General features: G+C 69.6%; 18 protein-coding genes and 1 pseudogene. 12 read left to right on the forward strand and 7 right to left on the reverse strand.

What is annotated here, in order from left to right; genetic code table 11:
• Positions 1-309: 309 nt before the first annotated feature.
• Positions 310-1,227 carry a hypothetical protein gene (locus ACFWXC_RS10530; RefSeq protein WP_384476229.1) on the forward strand — a complete coding sequence of 306 codons (918 nt, stop codon included), beginning with the start codon at positions 310-312 and terminating at the stop codon, positions 1,225-1,227.
• Positions 1,224-1,916 carry an ATP-binding protein gene (locus ACFWXC_RS10535; protein ID WP_384476675.1) on the forward strand — a complete coding sequence of 231 codons (693 nt, stop codon included), beginning with the start codon at positions 1,224-1,226 and terminating at the stop codon, positions 1,914-1,916. The genes ACFWXC_RS10530 and ACFWXC_RS10535 overlap by 4 nt, the downstream gene beginning before the upstream one ends.
• A gap of 856 nt (positions 1,917-2,772) precedes the next feature.
• Here ACFWXC_RS10535 and ACFWXC_RS10540 read toward each other — a convergent pair.
• A complete protein-coding gene (locus ACFWXC_RS10540; protein WP_384476232.1) occupies positions 2,773-3,171 on the reverse strand; it encodes a hypothetical protein in 399 nt (132 codons plus the stop codon).
• 14 nt (positions 3,172-3,185) lie between these two features.
• Here ACFWXC_RS10540 and ACFWXC_RS10545 point away from each other — a divergent pair, with 14 nt between their 5' ends.
• Complete coding sequence (locus tag ACFWXC_RS10545) at positions 3,186-4,901, forward strand: relaxase/mobilization nuclease domain-containing protein (RefSeq protein ID WP_384476236.1); 1,716 nt, start codon at positions 3,186-3,188, stop codon at positions 4,899-4,901.
• Positions 4,902-4,929: 28 nt separating this feature from the next.
• Here ACFWXC_RS10545 and ACFWXC_RS10550 read toward each other — a convergent pair whose 3' ends face one another.
• Together ACFWXC_RS10550 and ACFWXC_RS10555 are read right to left on the reverse strand one after the other, a co-directional pair.
• On the reverse strand, positions 4,930-6,126 hold the full coding sequence (locus ACFWXC_RS10550) for a helix-turn-helix domain-containing protein (RefSeq protein ID WP_384476239.1): 1,197 nt from the start codon (positions 6,124-6,126) through the stop codon (positions 4,930-4,932).
• Between the two features lie 6 nt (positions 6,127-6,132).
• Positions 6,133-6,609 (reverse strand): NUDIX domain-containing protein, encoded by a 477-nt coding sequence (locus ACFWXC_RS10555; protein WP_384476242.1) that lies wholly within the window; start codon positions 6,607-6,609, stop codon positions 6,133-6,135.
• Positions 6,610-6,778: 169 nt separating this feature from the next.
• Between ACFWXC_RS10555 and ACFWXC_RS10560 the strand changes: the two genes are divergently transcribed.
• Genes ACFWXC_RS10560 through ACFWXC_RS10570 form a run of 3 tightly spaced genes read left to right on the forward strand, consistent with a single transcriptional unit; the run spans position 6,779 to position 8,050 of the window.
• Complete coding sequence (locus tag ACFWXC_RS10560; protein WP_384476245.1) at positions 6,779-7,609, forward strand: TauD/TfdA family dioxygenase; 831 nt, start codon at positions 6,779-6,781, stop codon at positions 7,607-7,609.
• Positions 7,581-7,805, forward strand: a complete 225-nt coding sequence (locus ACFWXC_RS10565; RefSeq protein WP_384476248.1) for a hypothetical protein — start codon at positions 7,581-7,583, stop codon at positions 7,803-7,805. The genes ACFWXC_RS10560 and ACFWXC_RS10565 overlap by 29 nt, the downstream gene beginning before the upstream one ends.
• The gene (locus ACFWXC_RS10570) at positions 7,793-8,050 is read left to right on the forward strand and encodes a hypothetical protein (protein WP_384476251.1); all 258 of its coding nucleotides are present in this window, start codon (positions 7,793-7,795) and stop codon (positions 8,048-8,050) included. The genes ACFWXC_RS10565 and ACFWXC_RS10570 overlap by 13 nt, the downstream gene beginning before the upstream one ends.
• 134 nt (positions 8,051-8,184) lie before the next feature.
• Here ACFWXC_RS10570 and ACFWXC_RS10575 read toward each other — a convergent pair whose 3' ends face one another.
• A complete protein-coding gene (locus ACFWXC_RS10575; RefSeq protein ID WP_384476253.1) occupies positions 8,185-8,898 on the reverse strand; it encodes a TIGR02391 family protein in 714 nt (237 codons plus the stop codon).
• Positions 8,899-8,961: 63 nt separating this feature from the next.
• Here ACFWXC_RS10575 and ACFWXC_RS10580 point away from each other — a divergent pair.
• A pseudogene (locus tag ACFWXC_RS10580) lies at positions 8,962-9,237 on the forward strand (amidase family protein); the annotation flags it as partial.
• 83 nt (positions 9,238-9,320) lie between these two features.
• On the opposite strand, the gene ACFWXC_RS10585 reads toward ACFWXC_RS10580, so the two are convergent.
• Complete coding sequence (locus ACFWXC_RS10585) at positions 9,321-10,559, reverse strand: MFS transporter (RefSeq protein ID WP_384476256.1); 1,239 nt, start codon at positions 10,557-10,559, stop codon at positions 9,321-9,323.
• Between the two features lie 136 nt (positions 10,560-10,695).
• Between ACFWXC_RS10585 and ACFWXC_RS10590 the strand changes: the two genes are divergently transcribed.
• From ACFWXC_RS10590 to ACFWXC_RS10600, 3 genes are all read left to right on the forward strand, one after another.
• Positions 10,696-11,199: a CGNR zinc finger domain-containing protein gene (locus ACFWXC_RS10590; RefSeq protein ID WP_384476259.1), complete on the forward strand. Its 504-nt coding sequence runs from the start codon at positions 10,696-10,698 to the stop codon at positions 11,197-11,199.
• Between the two features lie 187 nt (positions 11,200-11,386).
• On the forward strand, positions 11,387-12,199 hold the full coding sequence (locus tag ACFWXC_RS10595; protein ID WP_384476262.1) for a hypothetical protein: 813 nt from the start codon (positions 11,387-11,389) through the stop codon (positions 12,197-12,199).
• An 82-nt stretch (positions 12,200-12,281) separates the two neighbouring features.
• Positions 12,282-13,364 carry a hypothetical protein gene (locus ACFWXC_RS10600; protein ID WP_384476264.1) on the forward strand — a complete coding sequence of 361 codons (1,083 nt, stop codon included), beginning with the start codon at positions 12,282-12,284 and terminating at the stop codon, positions 13,362-13,364.
• 41 nt (positions 13,365-13,405) lie between these two features.
• Here ACFWXC_RS10600 and ACFWXC_RS10605 read toward each other — a convergent pair whose 3' ends face one another.
• Complete coding sequence (locus tag ACFWXC_RS10605; RefSeq protein ID WP_384476267.1) at positions 13,406-14,734, reverse strand: class I SAM-dependent RNA methyltransferase; 1,329 nt, start codon at positions 14,732-14,734, stop codon at positions 13,406-13,408.
• Positions 14,735-14,858: 124 nt separating this feature from the next.
• On the reverse strand, positions 14,859-16,904 hold the full coding sequence (locus tag ACFWXC_RS10610) for an APC family permease (RefSeq protein WP_384476270.1): 2,046 nt from the start codon (positions 16,902-16,904) through the stop codon (positions 14,859-14,861).
• A gap of 363 nt (positions 16,905-17,267) precedes the next feature.
• Here ACFWXC_RS10610 and ACFWXC_RS10615 point away from each other — a divergent pair, with 363 nt between their 5' ends.
• Positions 17,268-17,939: a TrkA family potassium uptake protein gene (locus ACFWXC_RS10615; RefSeq protein ID WP_351325777.1), complete on the forward strand. Its 672-nt coding sequence runs from the start codon at positions 17,268-17,270 to the stop codon at positions 17,937-17,939.
• Positions 17,939-18,610 (forward strand): TrkA family potassium uptake protein, encoded by a 672-nt coding sequence (locus ACFWXC_RS10620; RefSeq protein WP_351710019.1) that lies wholly within the window; start codon positions 17,939-17,941, stop codon positions 18,608-18,610. The genes ACFWXC_RS10615 and ACFWXC_RS10620 overlap by 1 nt, the downstream gene beginning before the upstream one ends.
• The last annotated feature ends 31 nt before the right edge of the window (positions 18,611-18,641 follow it).

Consider the following 18,641-nt stretch of genomic DNA (forward strand, 5'->3'; position numbering starts at 1 on the left):
AGGTTCCCGATGTGATGCTTCTGGCTCTGCAGGCCGGGCAACTATTTGGCCAACAGCCGATCGTGCCTTACGGTTTTGCTCCCGCCCGCTACCCGGCCTACTTTCTCGCGACCTTTCTGCCGTGAGAGATTGCGCTGGATAGGGCTGGACTTGCGCGACTCGGGTGTGGCTATGTTGACGACATCCCCATAAACCGCAATCGGTTCCAGGCGCGCATCCGCGCCGACCCGCCCCCTCGAATTCCGCCCCGACCGACGGTGAGCCGTGATGTCCGCGCGCACAGGCCACCGAGTGAGGACCGCCCCGCTCTTGGCACGAATCCGCACCATCAAACCCGAAGCCTTCGTCTCCGAGTCCCTGGCCGCGGTCTCCCTGACCGCCGAGCGGACCTTCATCGGCCTGCTCACCCAGGCCGACGACCAGGGGCGCCACCGCGACCACGCCGCGATCATCGCCGGACAGCTGTGGGTCCTGCGCCCGGAACACGGCCCCACGGACGTCGAGACGGACCTCGCCCAGCTCGCCACCGCCAGGCTGATCTGCCGCTACAAGGGGCCGGACGACAAGCGGTACCTCCACATCGTCACGTGGCACCAGCACCAGAAGATCAACCGCCCCAGCAAGAGCCGTCTCCCCGGATGCCCGCACCACGACGCACCCGCCGGAACCACGGCGCTCGTCGGGACGGCCGACGTCACCGCCCCCTCACCGTCGCCTCACGGAAGCCTCCGGGAGAACTCCCACAAGATGCGGGAGCCCTCACTGAATTCAAGGGATGGCGGTGAACGTGCAGGTCAGGAGCGATTCACGGAGCCCTCCGTGAGGAAGCAGGGAGCGCTCCATGGAGCAACCGTGAGCACTCAGGGTACGGATCTAGGACCTAGGATCATGGATCTAGGAAGTACCCCTTCGGGGGGCGCGAGCGCCCCCGCGCCCGACACCATCTCGGCCCAGCAGCTGATCGCCGAGTACGCCGCCGCGTGCACTCACCGGCCGCCGGAAAGCGTCCTGGGCCATCTCGGGCGCGAGGTGCACAAGCTCCTCGACGAAGGCATCGCGGCCACCCACGTCCGGGCGGGACTGGCGCGTCACCGCGCCAAGGGACTACACCCCAGCATCCTGCCGAGCCTCGTCCACGAGGCCATGAACGCCACACCCAAGCCGGTCCCCCACAAGGCGTGGACGAACCCCAGCGACGTCGATGCCGCCTACGGAGGTGAACTCTGAACGCCACCCTCACCCGCGAGCCTCACCGGGCCGGCCCGCTCGCCGACCGGCTGCACACAATCTTGGCCAGCAGGGGAATCGACCCCGCCGTCACAGCCAACGAACCGCTGGCCGAGCCTGTCACGGCACTCGAACTCGCCGACGCCCGCATCCCCGCCCGCTACCGCCGCGCCCTTGCCGACCACCCCCAGATCACCACCTGGGCCGACCACGTCGCCCGCGCCGGGCGCCCGGGCCCTGGCGGACCGGGCATCGCCGAGGGACCATCGCTGCTGATCGCCGGCCCCACCGGCACCGGCAAGACCTACCAGGCGTACGGCGCCGTCCGCGCCCTCCTCACGCGAGGTGTCAGGCTCCGCTGGGAGGCCACCACCTCCGCCGACCTCCACGCACGGCTCCGCCCCCGCCCAGGCCACGACGGCGAACGCGAGTTGCAGACGCTGGCCCGCTGCCCACTGCTGGTCCTGGACGACCTCGGTGCGGCCAAGAGCAGCGAGTGGACGGAGGAACTTACCTACCGGCTCATCAACCACCGGTACGAGCACATGCTCCCCACCCTCATCACCACCAACCTGCCGATCCCGGATCTGCGGACCGCACTCGGCGACCGAGTCGCCTCCCGCCTCGCCGAGATGACCGAGCGCGTCGTCCTCACCGGCCCCGACCGCAGACGGCACACCCGCACCTGACCTTCACAGCACCAGGTCGGCGTGTGCTCGGGGACCGAGCCAAAAGCCGATCGGGGACCGCGCGCTGATCCACCGGAGACCGCGGACGATCGGGGACCGCCCATCACGGGGACCGAGCTACGGTCCCCGACAATCCCCGCGATCACGTTCGCCACTTGGTGGGGACCGTCGCGCATCGGAATCGGGGACCGTGGCGGCACTGAGCCGGGGACCAAGTGGGGACCGGTCCTCTCGGAACCGCAGCTCAGATGGCATATCAGGCCCGTCCTCGCAGTGCCCCGACAACCGGGACCGCCTCCCGCAGCCTCCCGCTCCGGCCCCTTCGGGGAGCGGGATCGTGCCGTGGAAGGGGACGGTCCCCGTGACGACGTGTCAGGGGGACCGTCCCCGAACGTCGCCCTCTCGGTCCCCGAAGCGTCTGGGGACCGGGACGGCAGAACGTCGGGGACCGGTCCCCGAAGCCGATCCCGCAGCCCCAGCTCCGACTCGGGAAACCCCTACCTCGCGCCTACCAGGCCACGTCCCACAACAGCCGAATCGCACCGGCCAGCAGCCGACGACTCAACTCCCACACCGAGCCCACCCCGGAGAACCGCACATGCACGACCGACACCACGAACACCCCTTCAACCAGCAGGAGACGACAACGCCGGCCTCAGCCGGAGCAAGTTGGAGGTTGGGACACTCCCCCGCAGGGGAAGCGTCCCAACCCGTCTCCGCCCCGGGGGTGGCGGAGGCGGACGACCGGAGCCAGGGGCCACCGGTCGACCAGGCTGCGACCGAGGGCGGACCGCAACAGGGCGAGCAAACAGGGCCCACCGCGCCCTCTCCGGGCAAGCCCAGGCCACGATCCCGGTCACGAAAGCCGAAGCAGCGACCGGCTGTCAGTGTCCGGCTCAGCAGCAGCGAAAGAGCCCTCGCCCAAGCCGGCGCGCAGGCCGCGAACCTGACCCTGGCCGGGTTCCTGGCCCAGTCCGGCCTCGCCGCCGCCCGCGACCTGACCGGCGTCACCACCGCGATCGCCGACAACCGCCACGTCCTTCAGGAACTGTTCGCCGCCCGCCGTGCCCTCACCCAGTACGGCAACCTCCTCAACCAGGCCGTCGCGGCTCTCAACGCCGGAGCGGAAGTCCCGTACCTGAACGATGCCATCGAGCGGACGGCCACCACACGCGACCGCGTCGACGAAGCCGTCCAGCACTTCATCGCCCTCATCGACCCGAGCAGCCCCCAACCCCGGTCGCAGCGCGGCCATTATGGCGAGGCTGCATGATCCCGAAGATCCACAAACAGGGCAGCAACACCTACGGCCTGCTCAACTACCTGTACGGCAAGGGCACCAAGGAAGAACACGTCGACCCGCATCTGGTCGCCTCGTACGACGGCTTGGCCCCCGATCCGGGACGGGACGGGAACGTCAGCCTCACCGCTCTCCAGCAGATCCTCGACCAGCCGCTTCACCTCCTGGACGACGACCAGCGCCCGCCCCGCCACGTCTGGCACTGCTCGGTGCGCGCCGCACCGGGCGACCGCGTCCTGTCCGATGCCGACTGGGCGGACATCGCACGCCGCATGGTCGCCGCCACCGGTATCGACCCCGACGACGGCGCCGGCTGCCGCTGGGCCGCCGTCCGGCACGCCGACGACCACATCCACATCATCGCCACCCTCGTCCGGGAGGACGGACGACGCCCCGACCATCACCGCTCCGGCAGGCGCGCCCAGGACGAGGCCCGCCGCATCGAAGCCAGCTACGACCTGCACCGAGTGACGCCTGGCGACGGCACCGCACCGAAACGCCCCACAAGCGCCGAACAGCACAAAGCCGACCGGCAGGGACGCGAGCGCGCCGCACGAGAAGAGCTGCGGACAGCCGTCCGGCAGGCCCTGGCAGGCGCAACCAGTGAAGACGAGTTCTTCGCCCGACTCCATGCCACCGGTCTCCTCGTCCGACAGCGCCTGGCCCCATCAGGTGACCTGCTCGGCTACAACGTCGCCCTCCCCGACGACCGAAACCAGGCCGGCGAACCGGTCTACTACGCCGGCTCCACCCTCTCTGCCGATCTGTCCCTGCCCCGCATCCGAGAACGCTTCACCACCACCCCGGCCGAGGCGCACCAGCACACCGCGGACCACGGAACAGGCAGTAACGGGCACAAGCCGTCCGCCCCCGCCACCGCTCGGCGTTCGGCCACCCACGCTGCCTGGGTCGCCCTGCGCATCTTCGACCAGGACGGTGAGGGTGCGACGGCCGCTCGCATCACCGCCACCGGCGAGATCCTCGACGCGCTCGCCATGACCAGCGCCACCGACACCCGCCAGCAGCTCAAAGAGGCGGCCTGGGTGTTCGAACGCGCACGTCTGTCGCACACCCGCGCCGAGCACCGCCATGGCCAAGCCCTGCGCCTGGCCGCACGCGAACTCCTCTACAGCGGGCCCGCCCGAGGCAGAGGAGAAGACGGCGCCACCACCGCCATGCTGATCGACACCCTCTTCTTCCTGATGCTCGCCGCTGCCCACTGGCACGCCCACCGCCGACATGCCCAGCAGGCGCAGGCCGCCCGCCAGGCCGCAGCCCACCTGCGTACCGCCTACGCCACAACATCCGAAGCGCCCCTCGCCCTGCTGCGGGAACAGGGCCGACAGATCATCCAGCCAGTCCGCGACTGGTACGCCCTACAGGTCCACATGGCTCTTCCCGACGTCGCGGACTCGGTTATGGCCGAGGCCGGATGGCCGGCTCTCGTCGCCACCATGGCGCAGGCCGAGCAGGCCGGACACGATCCCCGGACGCTTCTGGCAGAAGCCGCCGACCTGCGGGAACTGGACAGCGCCTCCTCCACCAGCGACGTCCTGACGTGGCGCCTGCGGCGTATGGCAGACCTACCCGCCGACGCAACCAACCCACGTCATGGACAGAGCACCAGCAACACGCCGACTCCCCAAACGCCTCGGCAGCCGGGCACGTCCCGTCCCCGACGCTGACCGGCTCGGCCGTCAGGCACCAGTCCGGTCAGGCCGCCATCTCACCTCGTATCCGGTCCAGGAAATCGGCTGCCGCGGCCTGCTGCGCGGGCAACCGTGTCCCCGCAGTGCGCATGATCCGCTGGAGTTGGTGAGGGAGTCGCTGGGTGACCGCCTCCCGGGTCGCTGTGTCCAGCGACCCGGCGGCACTACTGCGATCGTCGGCAAGCAGCTGGACGTGCGCCACGGTGATCAGCTCGATGACACGCCACTGCGGGGCCACGACGGTCGTGGGAACCGGACTCGTCTCCACCAGTCGCATCGCGGCCTTCGTACGGCCGGTGGAGACGAGACCGCGCAGGCGGATCTCGTGCAACGAGAAGGGGTTGAACAAGCTTGTGTGCTCAACCCGGTCCACCAGCAGGTCCGTCTCGCGCATCACCCGGTCGAACAACTCGCCGTTGCCCAGGGCACCGGAGGCACGGGCGAGCAGCGGCAGGACAGCGGCGCGGGCGGTGTCGTCGGGTGCGATGGTGACGGCGCGGCACAACCGCTGCACGGCAGCGCCTCGGAGATTGGCCTTGCGCAGTTCGTTGCCGTGCATCCGCAGGACGTACGACGTCATGCGGGGGTCGTCGAAGTATTCGGCGACCTCCAGACTCTTGGCTGTCCAGTGTGCGGCGGTGGCCAGGCGTTCCTCGGGCAGCACGTTGCCCAGCGCGACGCCGAGGCCGACGCGGGCCCGGGCGAGCAGGTGCAGGACGTCGCGCTCGGTATGGCCGTCGTCGACGCGGGCTTCGAGGCGGGCGACGAGGGGCCACAGTTCGGAGACGGCTTCGGAGGCGTGCCCGGACTGGCGGGCGATCTCGGACAGCCTGACCGTGGACTCGCCGAACTGGAGCATCGCCCGGTGATCGGTGTCGGTGGGATCGGTGACGCCGAGGACGTGGGGCGGGAGGTTGAGGGCTTCGCAGATCCGTCGGCGGGAGCCGATGTCGTCGAGTGCGCGCTTCCCCAGCTCCAACGCCGAGATGTATGTCTTGTCGTAACCGAGGAGGGCGCCGAGGGCGGTCTGGTTGAGGCCGTGGACCCGCCGGTAGAAACGCAGTACATCGGCCAGCTCGCCCTTTGCCAGGACCAGTTGGGCCTGCGGGGTCGCCCAGTGCCACTGGGCGTGCCGGGCCGAGGGCCGGGGAAGCCGACTGCCGCCCGTGTCCGCTCGCTTCACGATCTCGCCGTCGGCCATCGTCGGCTACCTCCGCTCGTAGTCGTCCAGTGCCTGGGAGTCTGCGCGCTTGAGGCCGTACCAGGCTGCGATGGCCTGCTTGTAGCCGTCCGGCATGTTCAGTTCCGGCACCTCGTCGGCAGTGAACATGCCCAGCTGCTTGTGCTCGTGGCTGACGACCGGTGGCCGGTCTGGGGTCAGTACGGTGCAGCCGTACGTCACGATCAGGACCCGCCGTCCGGGAATCGGCTGGTAGATCCACACCCCGCTGTCGATCAGCGGACCGGCCTTCACCTCCCAGCCGGTCTCCTCCTGGATCTCCCGCTCCAGCGCCGCCTCCGGGCCGACGTCAGGCAGTTGCGTGCCGTCGGGGCTGCCGATCTCCAAGCGCCCGCCGGGCAGCTCCCACTCGTCCCGCTCGTTCTTCAACAGCAGCACGCGATGGTGCGCGTCGAGCGCGACGCCCTTCACGGAGACGGGCCAGAGCGGAGGCGTGTACGTCATGAAGGTCCTCGTCCTGCGGGGTGCGAGCCGGGCCTTCGGAACGTAGCACGCACTCACCAACCCGACGCCTTTAGCAGCTGATTTGTCCGAGTCGACAATCCGTCGCTTTACCCCGACCACCTCCCCTTCCCACTCTGATCACACCGATCCCGATCGAAGGAGTACGGCGATGCCCGACGCCTCCGCAGGGTCCGAAAAGCTCTTCGCGGACCACTACGTCAACCTCCGCACCCCGCACGCCCAAGACGTGATCGCCGCACAGCTTCGCGAGACCGGCCTCGTCACCCTCGACGGCCTCACCACCCGACGGACGGTGCTGGCCTTCGCCTCCCGGCTGATGACGATCACCGCGCATCCCCACAGCGCCCCGGACGGCCTGACCCTGATCCACAACACGGGCAGCCACGCCCACCGGGCCGGTTTCGCCGGTCTGGGCAGCGGCGACCTGGAGCCCCACACCGAGCGATCCGGCACACCCGCGCCTCCGCGCTTGATCCTCCTCGTGTGCCTGCGCCCCTCCACGACGGGCGGCGAGACACTGCTCGCCGACGGACACGAGGCGCACGCCCGCCTCATGACGACGTCGCGCGAGGCCGCGGTCGCGCTCTCCCAGCCCCGGACCGCCTACTTCGGAGCCGGTGCCGGCCATGCCACCCAGGTCTTCACCGTCCAGCCGGACGGCCGGATCTCCATACGGCTGCGCCAGGACGGCCTGGCCCGCTGGAGCCCGATCGTCCAGCCGTACCTGCCCGTACTCCGTACGGCCATCGCCGACACCCGACATCGCCTGACGCTCGGAGTGGGCCAGGGCTACCTCCTCGACAACCACCGCTGGTTGCACGCCCGCACCCGCTTCTCCGGAGACCGACAGCTCCTGCGCGCCCTCGGCGAACCCCGTACTCCCCTGCCGGCCGGCTTCGCTCCCCACCCGACGGTCTCGGTTCTGCCCAGCACTCGCCCCACCCGAGGTGATGACCATGACCGAATCCCCGCAGTATGAAAGGGGAACCCTGATGGTCGACAAGCGCAACGACCAGGTCGGCATGGTGATGGCGCACACGGGGCCCTACGTCCAACTCCGCCCGCCACAGGGCGGCAGGGAATGGGACGTCCCGCCCGAGGAGCTGCGGCCGCCCACCCAGGCTGAGGAAATCAGCGCCAAAGTGGCAGTTGCCAACGGACGGTGGGGCCTGTGAGCGCGCGAGCGGTCCTGCGGTACGAGACCTGGACGCTCGAACCCGACCGAGAACCCGACGCCGAACCGACCACCTACGCCATGCAATGCGCCGTAGACGGAGAAACCTCACCCACCAGCGGAAACTTCACCGAGCCCCAGAACTGGGTGCTGGAGCACTGCGGACAGCACCCATCGCACCACACCTACCGGGAGATCATCACGCGGCCCTGGCGCACCTGGCGGCATGTGCGAGGTGACCAGTGATCGCCTGGCTGGGCCGCTTCGCGGGACCACTGCTCATCATCGTGATCTCAGCGTCCTGCGGATTCGTGATCGGTATCGCAGTCGCATCGGCTCCCTGACACCAGCTCCGGACAGTTCAATAATGCTGGGGTCCCTCAAGCGGCGGACTCCACCGTGCACTCCTCGATCCATCGGGCGAGGACGCTGAGGGTGGCGAGGTGCTCCAACGCCTCCTGCTCGGTCCAGGGCACATCGTCCTCATGGGCGGCGACGTTCCGGATCGCCAGGAAGACTCCGGCGGCAAGGTACTTGGCCCCCTCCTGCCGGGCACGCCAGGTCGGCGTGTTCCGGTCCCCCGGAAACCGCAGACGCGGCTTTCCGGTGACGGGCTCCTTCAGGTCGAAGGTCTGAAGGCAGAGGTCGGTCTCGCCGATGTCGTGCCGGTTCAGCTTCTGCTGGAGGCGCCGGTTCACAGTCCGGGCGGCGGCGAGCACCGCGTCCTGACGGGCCTCCGCGGCCCACAGTGGAGCTGCCGGCTCCCATACCCACGGATGGAACCGGTCGGCGGCGAGCGTCGGAGCGTCCGGCACCGGGCGAGTCGCCCATTCGTCCTTGTCCGCCAGGATGCCAAGACCGCGCTGGACCTCGTTGCGCGCCATGGCGACGCCGGCCATCTGGTCGATGTCGACCTTGTCGGCGATCGCGGGGTCGAGCACGCGCAGGATCTGCTTGACGGTGGGCTCGGCTCGATGCAGCCGGGCGTACACGTTCGGGTCGCCGATGTAGTCGCCCGGCCGCCTGCCGGCGTCGTAGCGGGTGGCCAGGTCGAGGAACTCTTCAAGCTGCTGCCGCATCCAGTCACGATCCACGGCGGCATCCTAGAAGGCACCTCTGACAAGAGGAGAAAGAGCGAGGCGGCCTGCCCCCGCCACCTCGGCAAAAGGAACATGGACCAGTTCGCCACGGGCCTGATCGGCAGCCGCGCCCCTTACGGCCCGGTGCGGGCGGCGCTGCGTCCTGAGAAGGTCTCCGGCGGCTCTGGCTCGGGTTCGGGGGTCACCGTCGCGCGGGGCATCGCCGGCATCGTCCTCGGCACGGACACAGCGGGCTCCGTCCGAGTCCCGGCCGCCTTCAACGGCATCGTCGGCATCAAGCCCACCCTCGGCCCGGTCCACACGACGGACGTGGTCCCGGCGGCCCGCTCACATGCCTCCGGGGGGCGAACTCGACTCGGGCACCTGGACATTGGGGTTCCAGAGCGACTCGGATTCCGCGGCTGCCGGTACGGACGTCACACACCGCGGTGGCTGGCGCGCCTGTCCGGAAGCCACTGCCGTGTTGCCAGCCTCGGGCGCTGCGCCCAACTGACCACAGGCGGGACCGCCAGGCCCGTGACGGCGAACAGAGCCCCCACGACGTACCAGCCGGGCCGGCCCCAGCTGATGCACAAGTCGATGAGCAAGCCCGGTCCAAACGCCTCGGCCAGCCCGGCGCCCAAGCCGAAGACACCGAGGTACTGGCCGGTGGCCCGCTCCGGGGCCAGTGCGAAGGAGATCTCGAAGCCCCCGGCGGAGTGCCAGAGTTCCCCGACCGTGTGGATCACCACCGCGGTCAACAGCACCACGACGGCGACCCACGCCGGTACCCCCATGGACAACGGGATCAGCGCACACGCGACGAGAAAGGCCGCACCCGCGCGCCGGTAGGCACGCCCGCCGGCCGCCGGGGAGTCGACGTCCCGGCTGGCACGCACCTGAAGGAGGACGACCATGACGGTCCCGGTGAGCATGGTGCCCGAGACCAGCCAGTGCGGGGCGTCGGTGAAGCCGATCAGCCAGAGCGGTACGGCCACGGTGAGCACCTTGAACTGGACGGCCATGACCCCGTCCAGAGCGGTGAGCACGAGGTAGGGGCGATCGCGCAACGCGATCCAGCGGGGCCCTTCGCCACCCACGACCGGCTCGACGGGCGGCAGCGCGAGGAGCGGGAGCACGGCGACCGCGAAAGCGACGGCGTTGCCCACGACGAGGAGTTGATAGGCGGCGTGGGTGCCAACCTGAACCGCCCATCCCGCGAGCAGGGCCCCGAACGAGACACCGATGTTGGTCACCGCTCTCAGATAGGCACGGAATTCCTGCGGCCGGTCGCCGCCGTAGCGCCTGATCAGCGGACTGCGCGCGGCCAGCCCGCCCGCCTTCGCACCACCGGCCGCGCTCACGGCGAGCAGAAACGCCCAGAAGCTCTCCGCCAGCAGGAAACCGGCCGTCGCCAGTGCCTGGACCAGCAGGGTGGCGAGGTACACGCCGCGCGGGCCTCGCCGGTCCGCGAGATGACCTACGGCGATGCCTAGAACCAGCGCGACGCATCCGGCGATACCGAGACCGAGCCCGACCTGGTCGGCTGGGAGACCGACCCCCTGGGTGAAGTACAGGACGCCGGCGGTCAGATAGAGACCGCTGCCGATCGTGTAGACGAAGTTCGAGAAGGCGAGGACGCGTTGCGGTCCGGGCGCCGGTATCAGCCGAGACAAGACAGGGCTCCGCGTTCTGGGCATACGACAGGGACGGCGCGTCCGGGCCGGCGCCCTCGCACCCGACCCGGGCCGCACACCACTCCGCCCCTGCTGTAATGGCCTTACGCACCTCAACCCTTACGGCGAGGATGCCGTGAACCTGGCCGCCGACCTGGCGAACCGCCGCCCGACGAGCGCCGCCGAGCTCACGGACCGCTGCCGCGCCGCAGGGCTCGTGCTGCACTCCCCCGCCACGCCACAGGACCTCGACGACACCCTGGACACGCTCGACCGATGGGAGAGGATCGTCGACGCCGCCGGCGACCACGAGCGCGCCCACCTGGTCAACGCGATGCTCGCCGCATCCACCAGCCATCCCCGTCTGACCGACCACGCCGACAGCGGCTGGCACGTGCACTACCGCGACGACGACCAGTCCGTCGGCCGACTGCTGTCCGCCCTCTTCGCGATGGGCACCGCACTCCATCTCGCCGGTCGCGGCATGCACCGTCTCCAGCGCTGCGCCGTCACCGAGTGCACCACGATCTTCGCGGACACCTCGCGCACCGGCAGACAGCGCTACTGCTCCCTGCGCTGCGCCAACCGCGACGCGGTACGCCGCCACCGGGCCCGCACCTCGTCCGCCGCCGCGAGGTGACCGTTCCTCAGCGGCCTGTTCGAAGAGGGAGCGCATGCCGAACTCGGCGGCGCCGATAGTCGAACGGGTCCTCCACGATGTGGCTGCCCCCAATCACCAACTGGCCGTCCCGACCTGCTGCCTTGACGATTCAGCGAGGCACGTAAATGCCGCGCATCATCATGAGCAACACCCATACCCTCAAGGTGTGACAATCACAACCGAGGAAGATCAATTCCTCCGGCGGATTCTGTCCCTGCTGGACAGCGCCCGGCCGTACGAGAGCCTCACCCAGACCGACTCCAAACAGTGGCAGGTCCAGCCGGGCAGCGCCCTCGCCGGGGACGACGCCAAGACCGACCCCTACCAGGTCTCCCACAATGCCTGGAACGCACTGAGCGTGGCCGTCGACCATCTCCACTGCTTCCGTTCCACTTTTGCGGGCGACCCGCACGACAACTCGGTGTCCATCACGCTCCACACGCACGGGCAGTACTCGCTCCTCCGCGGCGCCTTCGAGAACAGCGCTCGCGCGGTGTGGATGCTGGGTCCGGCTCTGCGCCTCGTACGCGTCCAGAGGCGACTGTGCACGCAGGCCGGCGAGTACAAGAAGTCCGACCGCATGACCGCCCTCCTGCAACAGCAGCCCAAGCGGTCGCCGGCCGTACGCATGCAGCAGTTGACGGACCTCGTCGTCAGCGCAGGGACGGACCCGGCCGACGCAAAGAAGGCCCTCCGGCCCACCACATACTCGGAGATCGTGCGTGAAGCAGGCGCCCTCACCTCCATGGGCGCCGACCAGGCCGAGGTCGTGTGGAGCAGCTGCAGTTCGCTGGCCCACGGCGACGTCTACGGCACCCTCAGCATCCTGGAACGCAACGTCGTCAACACGCACGGCCGCGTGAACCTCACCCAGATCACGAGCTCCCCGAAGGTGCTGTTCTGGGCCACGGACCGCACCGTCGCAATGCTGCAGCGAGGCTTCGAGCTGTTCAAGGAGCGCGCCACCTGCCACCGCTGACCCGTGGCCGGACGGCGATGTCAGTACCGAGGAGAACAATCAACTCATGCGCGACAATCACAGATTCAGGCTGACCGACGGCGTGGAGCTGGTCGACCAGCAGGACGACTCGTTCAAGATGCAGATCAGCATCCCTTTCGACGACAACGGGTTCCTCGGCCGCCAGTGCCCGGAATGCGCGTTGATCTTCCGTATGGACGCCGAGCAGTACAAGGCCCTGCCGGAGAACCTGACCCTCTGGTGCGTCTACTGCGGACATCACGCGGAACACTCGGAGTTCATCACCGAGCAGCAGCGCGAGCGCGTCATGCGAGCGGTAGGCGACTTCGCCATGCAAAGGGTCAGCCGGGAGTTGGACAAGACGTTCCGGGGCCTTGCCCGCCGCTCGCGAGGCGGTGCCATCTCCTTCTCGTACAAGTCCCGGCCCTTCTCCCCTCGACCCTTGCCGGGGATCGACGAAGAGCAACTCATCCGCGTCCGCACCTGCGCGAGTTGCCACAACCGATACGCAGTCTTCTCAGACCACCGGTACTGCCCCGTGTGCGGTCAGCTCCCCGCCCCTTCGGTGGCCTTCGACGCACTGCTGGCCGACGCCGCTCGCCTGGACGCGCTGGAAGCACTTGCCCCTGAAGTGAAAGCCCCACTCCGTGAGCAGGGAGTCTTCACCCGCAACTGGGTCGACACCGTCGAGAACGTGGTGGGGACCGTGGAGGCCCTGGCTTCTGCGCTCTTCCAAGCGACCGTGCCGAACGCGAACGCTCTCCTGGTCGGCAAAGGAGGGATCTTCCAGCGCCTCGACCCCATGGCCGACCTGCTCATCACCGCCGGCTACCCCGACCTGCGGGCCGCCCTCGGCCCACAGACCTGGCAGCGCCTCCTCGAAACCTGGGCCGCCCGGCACGTCTTCACCCACAACGACGGCATCGTGGACGAGAAGTACCTGACCCGGGTGCCCGCTTCCTCAGCACGGGTCGGACAGCGCCTGGTGCTCACCGAGGACATGTGCCGCCGGGCTCTGGACGACGCCAAGAGTCTCTGCGAAGCACTCGTCGACGTACTGCGCCAGGAGGCGCCACCCCCGCCTGACGCTCCATCAGAACGAGCGTCAAACGAGCGTCAAGATACCCCGGCGAGCGTCATTTCAGCGTCAAGATATCGCCCGTAACGCCCACACCGCACATAGCGCACACCACCCGAACCCGCAGGTCAGGCGGCCTTTCCGGCAGGCTCCAGGATCGCCACGCACTCCACATGATGCGTCATCGGAAACAGATCGAACGCCCGCAGCGTCCGCACCCGGTACCCGCCGTCCCGGAAGTACGCCAGGTCGCGGGCGAGGGCGGCCGGGTCGCAGGCGACGTAGGCGATGCGGCGGGCGTCCAGCGAAGTCAGGTGCTCCACCGTCTTGCGGCCCGCGCCCGCGCGGGGCGGGTCGAGGACGATGAGGTCGACCTCGGTGATTCCGGTGCGCGGGAGGACCGACTCGACCTTGCCCTGCTCCACGCGGACCCGCGGGAAGTCGGCCAGGTTGTGGCGCGCGTCCTCCACCGCCCGCTTGCCGGACTCGATGCCCAGCACCGCGCCCTTCTCGCCGAGGCGGTCGGCGAGGGCGCCGGCGAACAGGCCGACTCCGCAGTAGAGGTCCAGCGCCATCTCGCCCTTGCGCGGCAGCAGGCCCTGCATCACCGCCGTCACCAGGGTGTCCGCCGCCTTCGGGTGGACCTGCCAGAAGCCGCCGTTGCCCACCCGGTGGGTGCGGCCGTCGGCCCGCTCGCGGACGAAGGCGCGGCCGTGGACACGGTGGATGCCGCCGTCGTTCTCGTCCACCCGCAGGACCGAGACCGGCTTGTCCAGTTCGACCAGGGGCAGGCGGGCGCCGGGGCGGGGCTCCAGGATCACCATCCGGTCCTGGGAACCGGTCGCCGCGATCGCGTCCACCGACACCATGCCCGACCAGTCGCGCTCCTCGATGCCGAGTTCGCTGACGCCCGGCGCCGCGATCATGCAGTGCTCGATCGGCTCCACCTCGTGCGAGCGGTGCCGGCGCAGTCCCGCGTTGCCGTCGGCGTCGACCGCGTACTGCACGCGCGTGCGCCACTGCGGCACCTCGCCCGCCGGCAGCTTGTCGCCCTCGGCGGGCATCACCGTGCCGTCCCAGCCCGCCTCCTCCGGCGTCAGGCCGGCCAGCCGCCGCAGCTGCTCGGCGATCACCTCGCCCTTGAGCCGGCGCTGGGCGCCCGGCTTGGCGTGCTGCCAGTCGCAGCCGCCGCAGCGGCCGGGGCCGGCGTAGGGGCAGGGGGCCTCGACGCGGTCCTTGGAGGCGTCCACGATGTCGACCGCGTCGGCGCGCAGGAAGCGGGCCCCCTCCTCACCCTCGGTCACCCGGGCCACGACCCGCTCGCCGGGCAGCGCGTGCCGGACGAACAGCACCTGGCCCTCGGCGGTCCGGGCGATGCAGTGCCCGCCGTGCGCGACCGGGCCCACCTCGACCTCGTACTCCGTCCCCACCAGAGATTTGTTCGGTTCTGCCTGCATGGCGGGGTGACTCCAGATCAACGAGAGGGGGTACGGCCGCGCATGGGCCGACGACAGCCCACCAGTCTACGTGCTCGCCGAGGCGCCCCGGCTGATCGTGATCGCCGGGGCCTCCGGGCCGCGGTCACCCCCCGCTGTGCTCCTTGGGCCGGTGTTCGGCCGGCCCGCGCCGGACCGCGCCCGGTGCGTTCCAGTCCTGCCGCTTGCGGGCCCGGTTCCTCGCGACCTCCGAGGACTCCAGCTGGTAGGGCACCGAGGTCACCATGACACCCGGCGTGAACAGCAGCCGGCCCTTGAGACGCAGGGCGCTCTGGTTGTGCAGCAGATGCTCGTACCAGTGGCCGACGACGTACTCCGGGATGATCACGGAGACCGCGTCCCGCGGGGACTGGGCGCGCAGGCCCTTGACGTACTCGATGATCGGCCGGGTGATCTCGCGGTAGGGCGAGTCGAGGACCTTCAGCGGCACGTCTATCCCGCGCCGCTCCCACTCCTCGCGCAGCGCCTTCGTCTCGGCCGGGTCGACGTTGACGGTGAGCGCCTCCAGGGTGTCCGAGCGCATCAGCTTGGCGTAGGCCAGGGCGCGCAGGGTGGGACGGTGGATCTTGGAGATCAGGACGACCGAGTGCACGCGGGAGGGCCGTACCAGGTCGTCGTCCGGCTCCTCGGGGGCCGAGATCTCCTCGGAGACCCGGTCGTAGTGCTTACGGATCGCGGTCATCGTCGCGTAGAAGATGCACATGCCGAGCAGCGCCACCCAGGCGCCGTGGGTGAACTTCGTGACCAGGACGACGACCAGCACCAGGCCGGTGAAGAAGGCGCCGAACGCGTTGATCGCGCGGGAGCGGATCATGTGGCTGCGCTTGGCCGGGTCCTTCTCGGTCGCCAGGTGGCGGTTCCAGTGCCGGACCATGCCGGTCTGGCTGAGCGTGAAGGACACGAACACACCGACGATGTACAGCTGGATGAGGCGGGTCGAGTCGGCGCCGTAGATGACCACCAGCAGGGCGGCGGCGCCGGCGAGCAGCACGATGCCGTTGGAGAAGGCGAGGCGGTCGCCGCGGGTGTGCAGCTGGCGGGGCAGGTAGCGGTCCTGGGCGAGGATCGAGCCGAGCAGGGGGAAGCCGTTGTACGCGGTGTTCGCCGCCAGGAACAGGACCAGGGCGGTGGCGGCGGCGAGCAGGATGAACAGGAAGCTGCCCTTGCCGAAGACGGCCTCGGCGACCTGGGAGATCACCGGGTTCTGGACGTAGCCGGAGCCGATCGCGACGCCGTTGTGGAGCAGGTCGGTGGCCGGGTTCTCGGCCATGCGGACCTTGGTGACCATGGCGAGCGCGATGATGCCGCAGAACATGGTGACCGCCAGCAGACCCATCGCGGCCAGCGTGGTCGCCGCGTTCTTCGACTTGGGCTTGCGGAAGGCCGGGACGCCGTTGGAGATCGCCTCGACTCCGGTGAGCGCGGCACAGCCGGAGGAGAAGGCGCGCAGCAGCAGGAAGACCAGGGCGAAGCCGGCCAGGCCCTGGTGCTCGGCCTTGATGTGGTAGCCGGCGGTGGGTGCCCGCATCGTGTCCCCGAGGACCAGGCCCCGGAACGCGCCCCACGCGATCATGACGAAGACGCCGCCGACGAACACGTACGTCGGGATCGCGAAGAGCTTGCCGGACTCCTTCACGCCGCGCAGGTTCATCAGGGTCAGCAGCACGATCACGGTGACCGCGCAGAAGACCTTGTGCTCGACCACGAAGGGGATCGCCGAGCCGAGGTTCTCGATGCCGGAGGCGATGGAGACGGCGACGGTCAGGACGTAGTCGACGAGCAGGGCGCTGGCGACGGTGAGGCCGGCCTTGTTCCCGAGGTTGGTGGTGGCGACCTCGTAGTCGCCGCCGCCGCTCGGGTAGGCGTGCACGTTCTGCCGGTAGGAGGCGACCACCGTGAACATCAGCACGATGACCGCGAGCGCGATCCAGGGGCTGAAGTGGTAGGCCGACACACCCGCGATGGACAGGACCAGCAGGACCTCCCCCGGCGCGTAGGCGACGGAGGACAGCGGGTCGGAGGCGAAGACGGGGAGTGCGATGCGCTTCGGCAGGAGCGTTTCGCCCAGCCGGTCGCTGCGCAGAGCGCGCCCGATCAGGATCCGTTTGGGCACGTCGGTCAGTTTGGACACGAGAGAGGATCGTAGGCCTTCCACCTGGCAGGCCTCCAGCCGCAGTGCGGGATCTGCCTCCCGAGTGAAAAAAGTGACGGTCGGAACTGCGGATTCCGCAGCCTTCGCGCCATTCGTGCCTAGATGACAGACCCCGCCTGTCTTCGCACTTCGGAGGTCTCATGCCCGCGACCGCAGAACTGATCGGTGCCACGGTCGCCCTCGTCGGCCTCGGAATCCTCACAGCGTGGAGCGTGCGCAGCATCACTCGGCGATGACCGTGGCACAGGGGTGCCCGGCCGGGACGGTGCGTGTGTAGCTTGGGCCTCGGTCTGAGACCCTGATGGGGCTGAGCACTAACTTTTGGACACCGGAAGGACGGTCGTGCACATCGTCATCATGGGCTGCGGCAGAGTGGGTTCCGCTCTCGCCCAGACCCTGGAGCAACAGGGGCACACGGTCGCCGTGATCGACCAGGACCCCACCGCCTTCCGCAGGCTGGGCCCGGGATTCGGCGGCCGCCGGGTCACCGGGGTCGGCTTCGACCAGGACACCCTGCGCGAAGCGGGCATCGAGGAGGCCGGCGCCTTCGCCGCCGTCTCCAGCGGTGACAACTCGAACATCATCTCGGCCCGGGTGGCCCGCGAGATGTTCGGTGTGGAGAACGTCGCGGCCCGCATCTACGACCCGCGCCGCGCCGAGGTCTACCAGCGCCTCGGCATCCCGACCGTCGCCACGGTCCGCTGGACCGCCGACCAGATGCTGCGCCGGCTGCTGCCCTCGGGGGCGGAGCCGCTGTGGCGCGACCCCACCGGCGGGGTCCAGCTCGCCGAGGTGCACGCCTCCCCGAAGTGGGTCGGCCACAAGATCAGCACGCTCCAGGAGGAGACCGGCGTCCGGGTCGCGTTCCTCACCCGGCTCGGTGAGGCGATGCTGCCCACCTCGCAGACGGTGCTGCAGGAGGGCGATCTGGTGCATGTGATGATGCGGACGGACGACGTCGACAAGGTCGAGGCCGCCTTCGCCGGGGGTCCGGAAGAGGAGAGCGGTCACTGATGAGGGTCGCCATTGCCGGAGCCGGCGCCGTCGGCCGCTCGATCGCGGGCGAGCTGCTGGAGAACGGCCACGAGGTCCTGCTGATCGACAAGGCCCCGACCGCCATCTCGGTCGAGCGGGTCCCGCAGGCGGAGTGGCTGCTCGCCGACGCCTGTGAGATCACCTCCCTGGACGAGGCGGCGCTGCAGCGCTGCAACGTCGTGATCGCCGCGACGGGCGACGACAAGGTGAACCTGGTCGTCTCGCTCCTCGCGAAGACGGAGTACGGCGTTCCGCGCGTCGTCGCCCGGGTCAACAACCCCAAGAACGAGTGGCTGTTCAACGAGGCCTGGGGCGTGGACGTCGCCGTCTCGACGCCCCGCCTGATGTCCGCCCTGGTCGAGGAGGCGGTGAGCGTCGGCGACCTGGTCCGGCTGCTCCGCTTCAGCCACGGCGACGCCAACCTGGTGGAGCTGACCCTGCCCGAGGAGTCGGCCCTGGCCGGCACCCAGGTCGGCGATGTGGAGTGGCCCGAGGACACCTCCCTGGTCACGATCATCCGGGGCACCCGGGTCCTCACCCCCTCGCGCGAGGACTCCCTGGAGGCGGGCGACGAACTCCTGTTCGTGGCCGCCCAGGCCCGCGAGGAGCAGCTGGAGGACCTGCTGTCGGTACGGCGGGAAGACGTCTGAGGCAGCGCAGGCAGGTCTGACACAGCGCAGG

The organism is Streptomyces sp. NPDC058683 (genome assembly GCF_042716195.1).
In the GTDB taxonomy this organism is placed as follows: domain Bacteria; phylum Actinomycetota; class Actinomycetes; order Streptomycetales; family Streptomycetaceae; genus Streptomyces.

Coding starts and splice junctions, on each gene's coding strand:
- ACFWXC_RS10620 (WP_351710019.1), top strand. CDS start 17,939: ATGAGGGTCGCCATTGCCGGAGCCGGCGCCGTCGGCCGCTCGATCGCG.
- ACFWXC_RS10565 (WP_384476248.1), top strand. CDS start 7,581: ATGACCATGACCGAATCCCCGCAGTATGAAAGGGGAACCCTGATGGTC.
- ACFWXC_RS10545 (WP_384476236.1), top strand. CDS start 3,186: ATGATCCCGAAGATCCACAAACAGGGCAGCAACACCTACGGCCTGCTC.
- ACFWXC_RS10555 (WP_384476242.1), bottom strand. CDS start 6,609: ATGACGTACACGCCTCCGCTCTGGCCCGTCTCCGTGAAGGGCGTCGCG.
- ACFWXC_RS10550 (WP_384476239.1), bottom strand. CDS start 6,126: ATGGCCGACGGCGAGATCGTGAAGCGAGCGGACACGGGCGGCAGTCGG.
- ACFWXC_RS10560 (WP_384476245.1), top strand. CDS start 6,779: ATGCCCGACGCCTCCGCAGGGTCCGAAAAGCTCTTCGCGGACCACTAC.
- ACFWXC_RS10540 (WP_384476232.1), bottom strand. CDS start 3,171: ATGGCCGCGCTGCGACCGGGGTTGGGGGCTGCTCGGGTCGATGAGGGC.
- ACFWXC_RS10605 (WP_384476267.1), bottom strand. CDS start 14,734: ATGCAGGCAGAACCGAACAAATCTCTGGTGGGGACGGAGTACGAGGTC.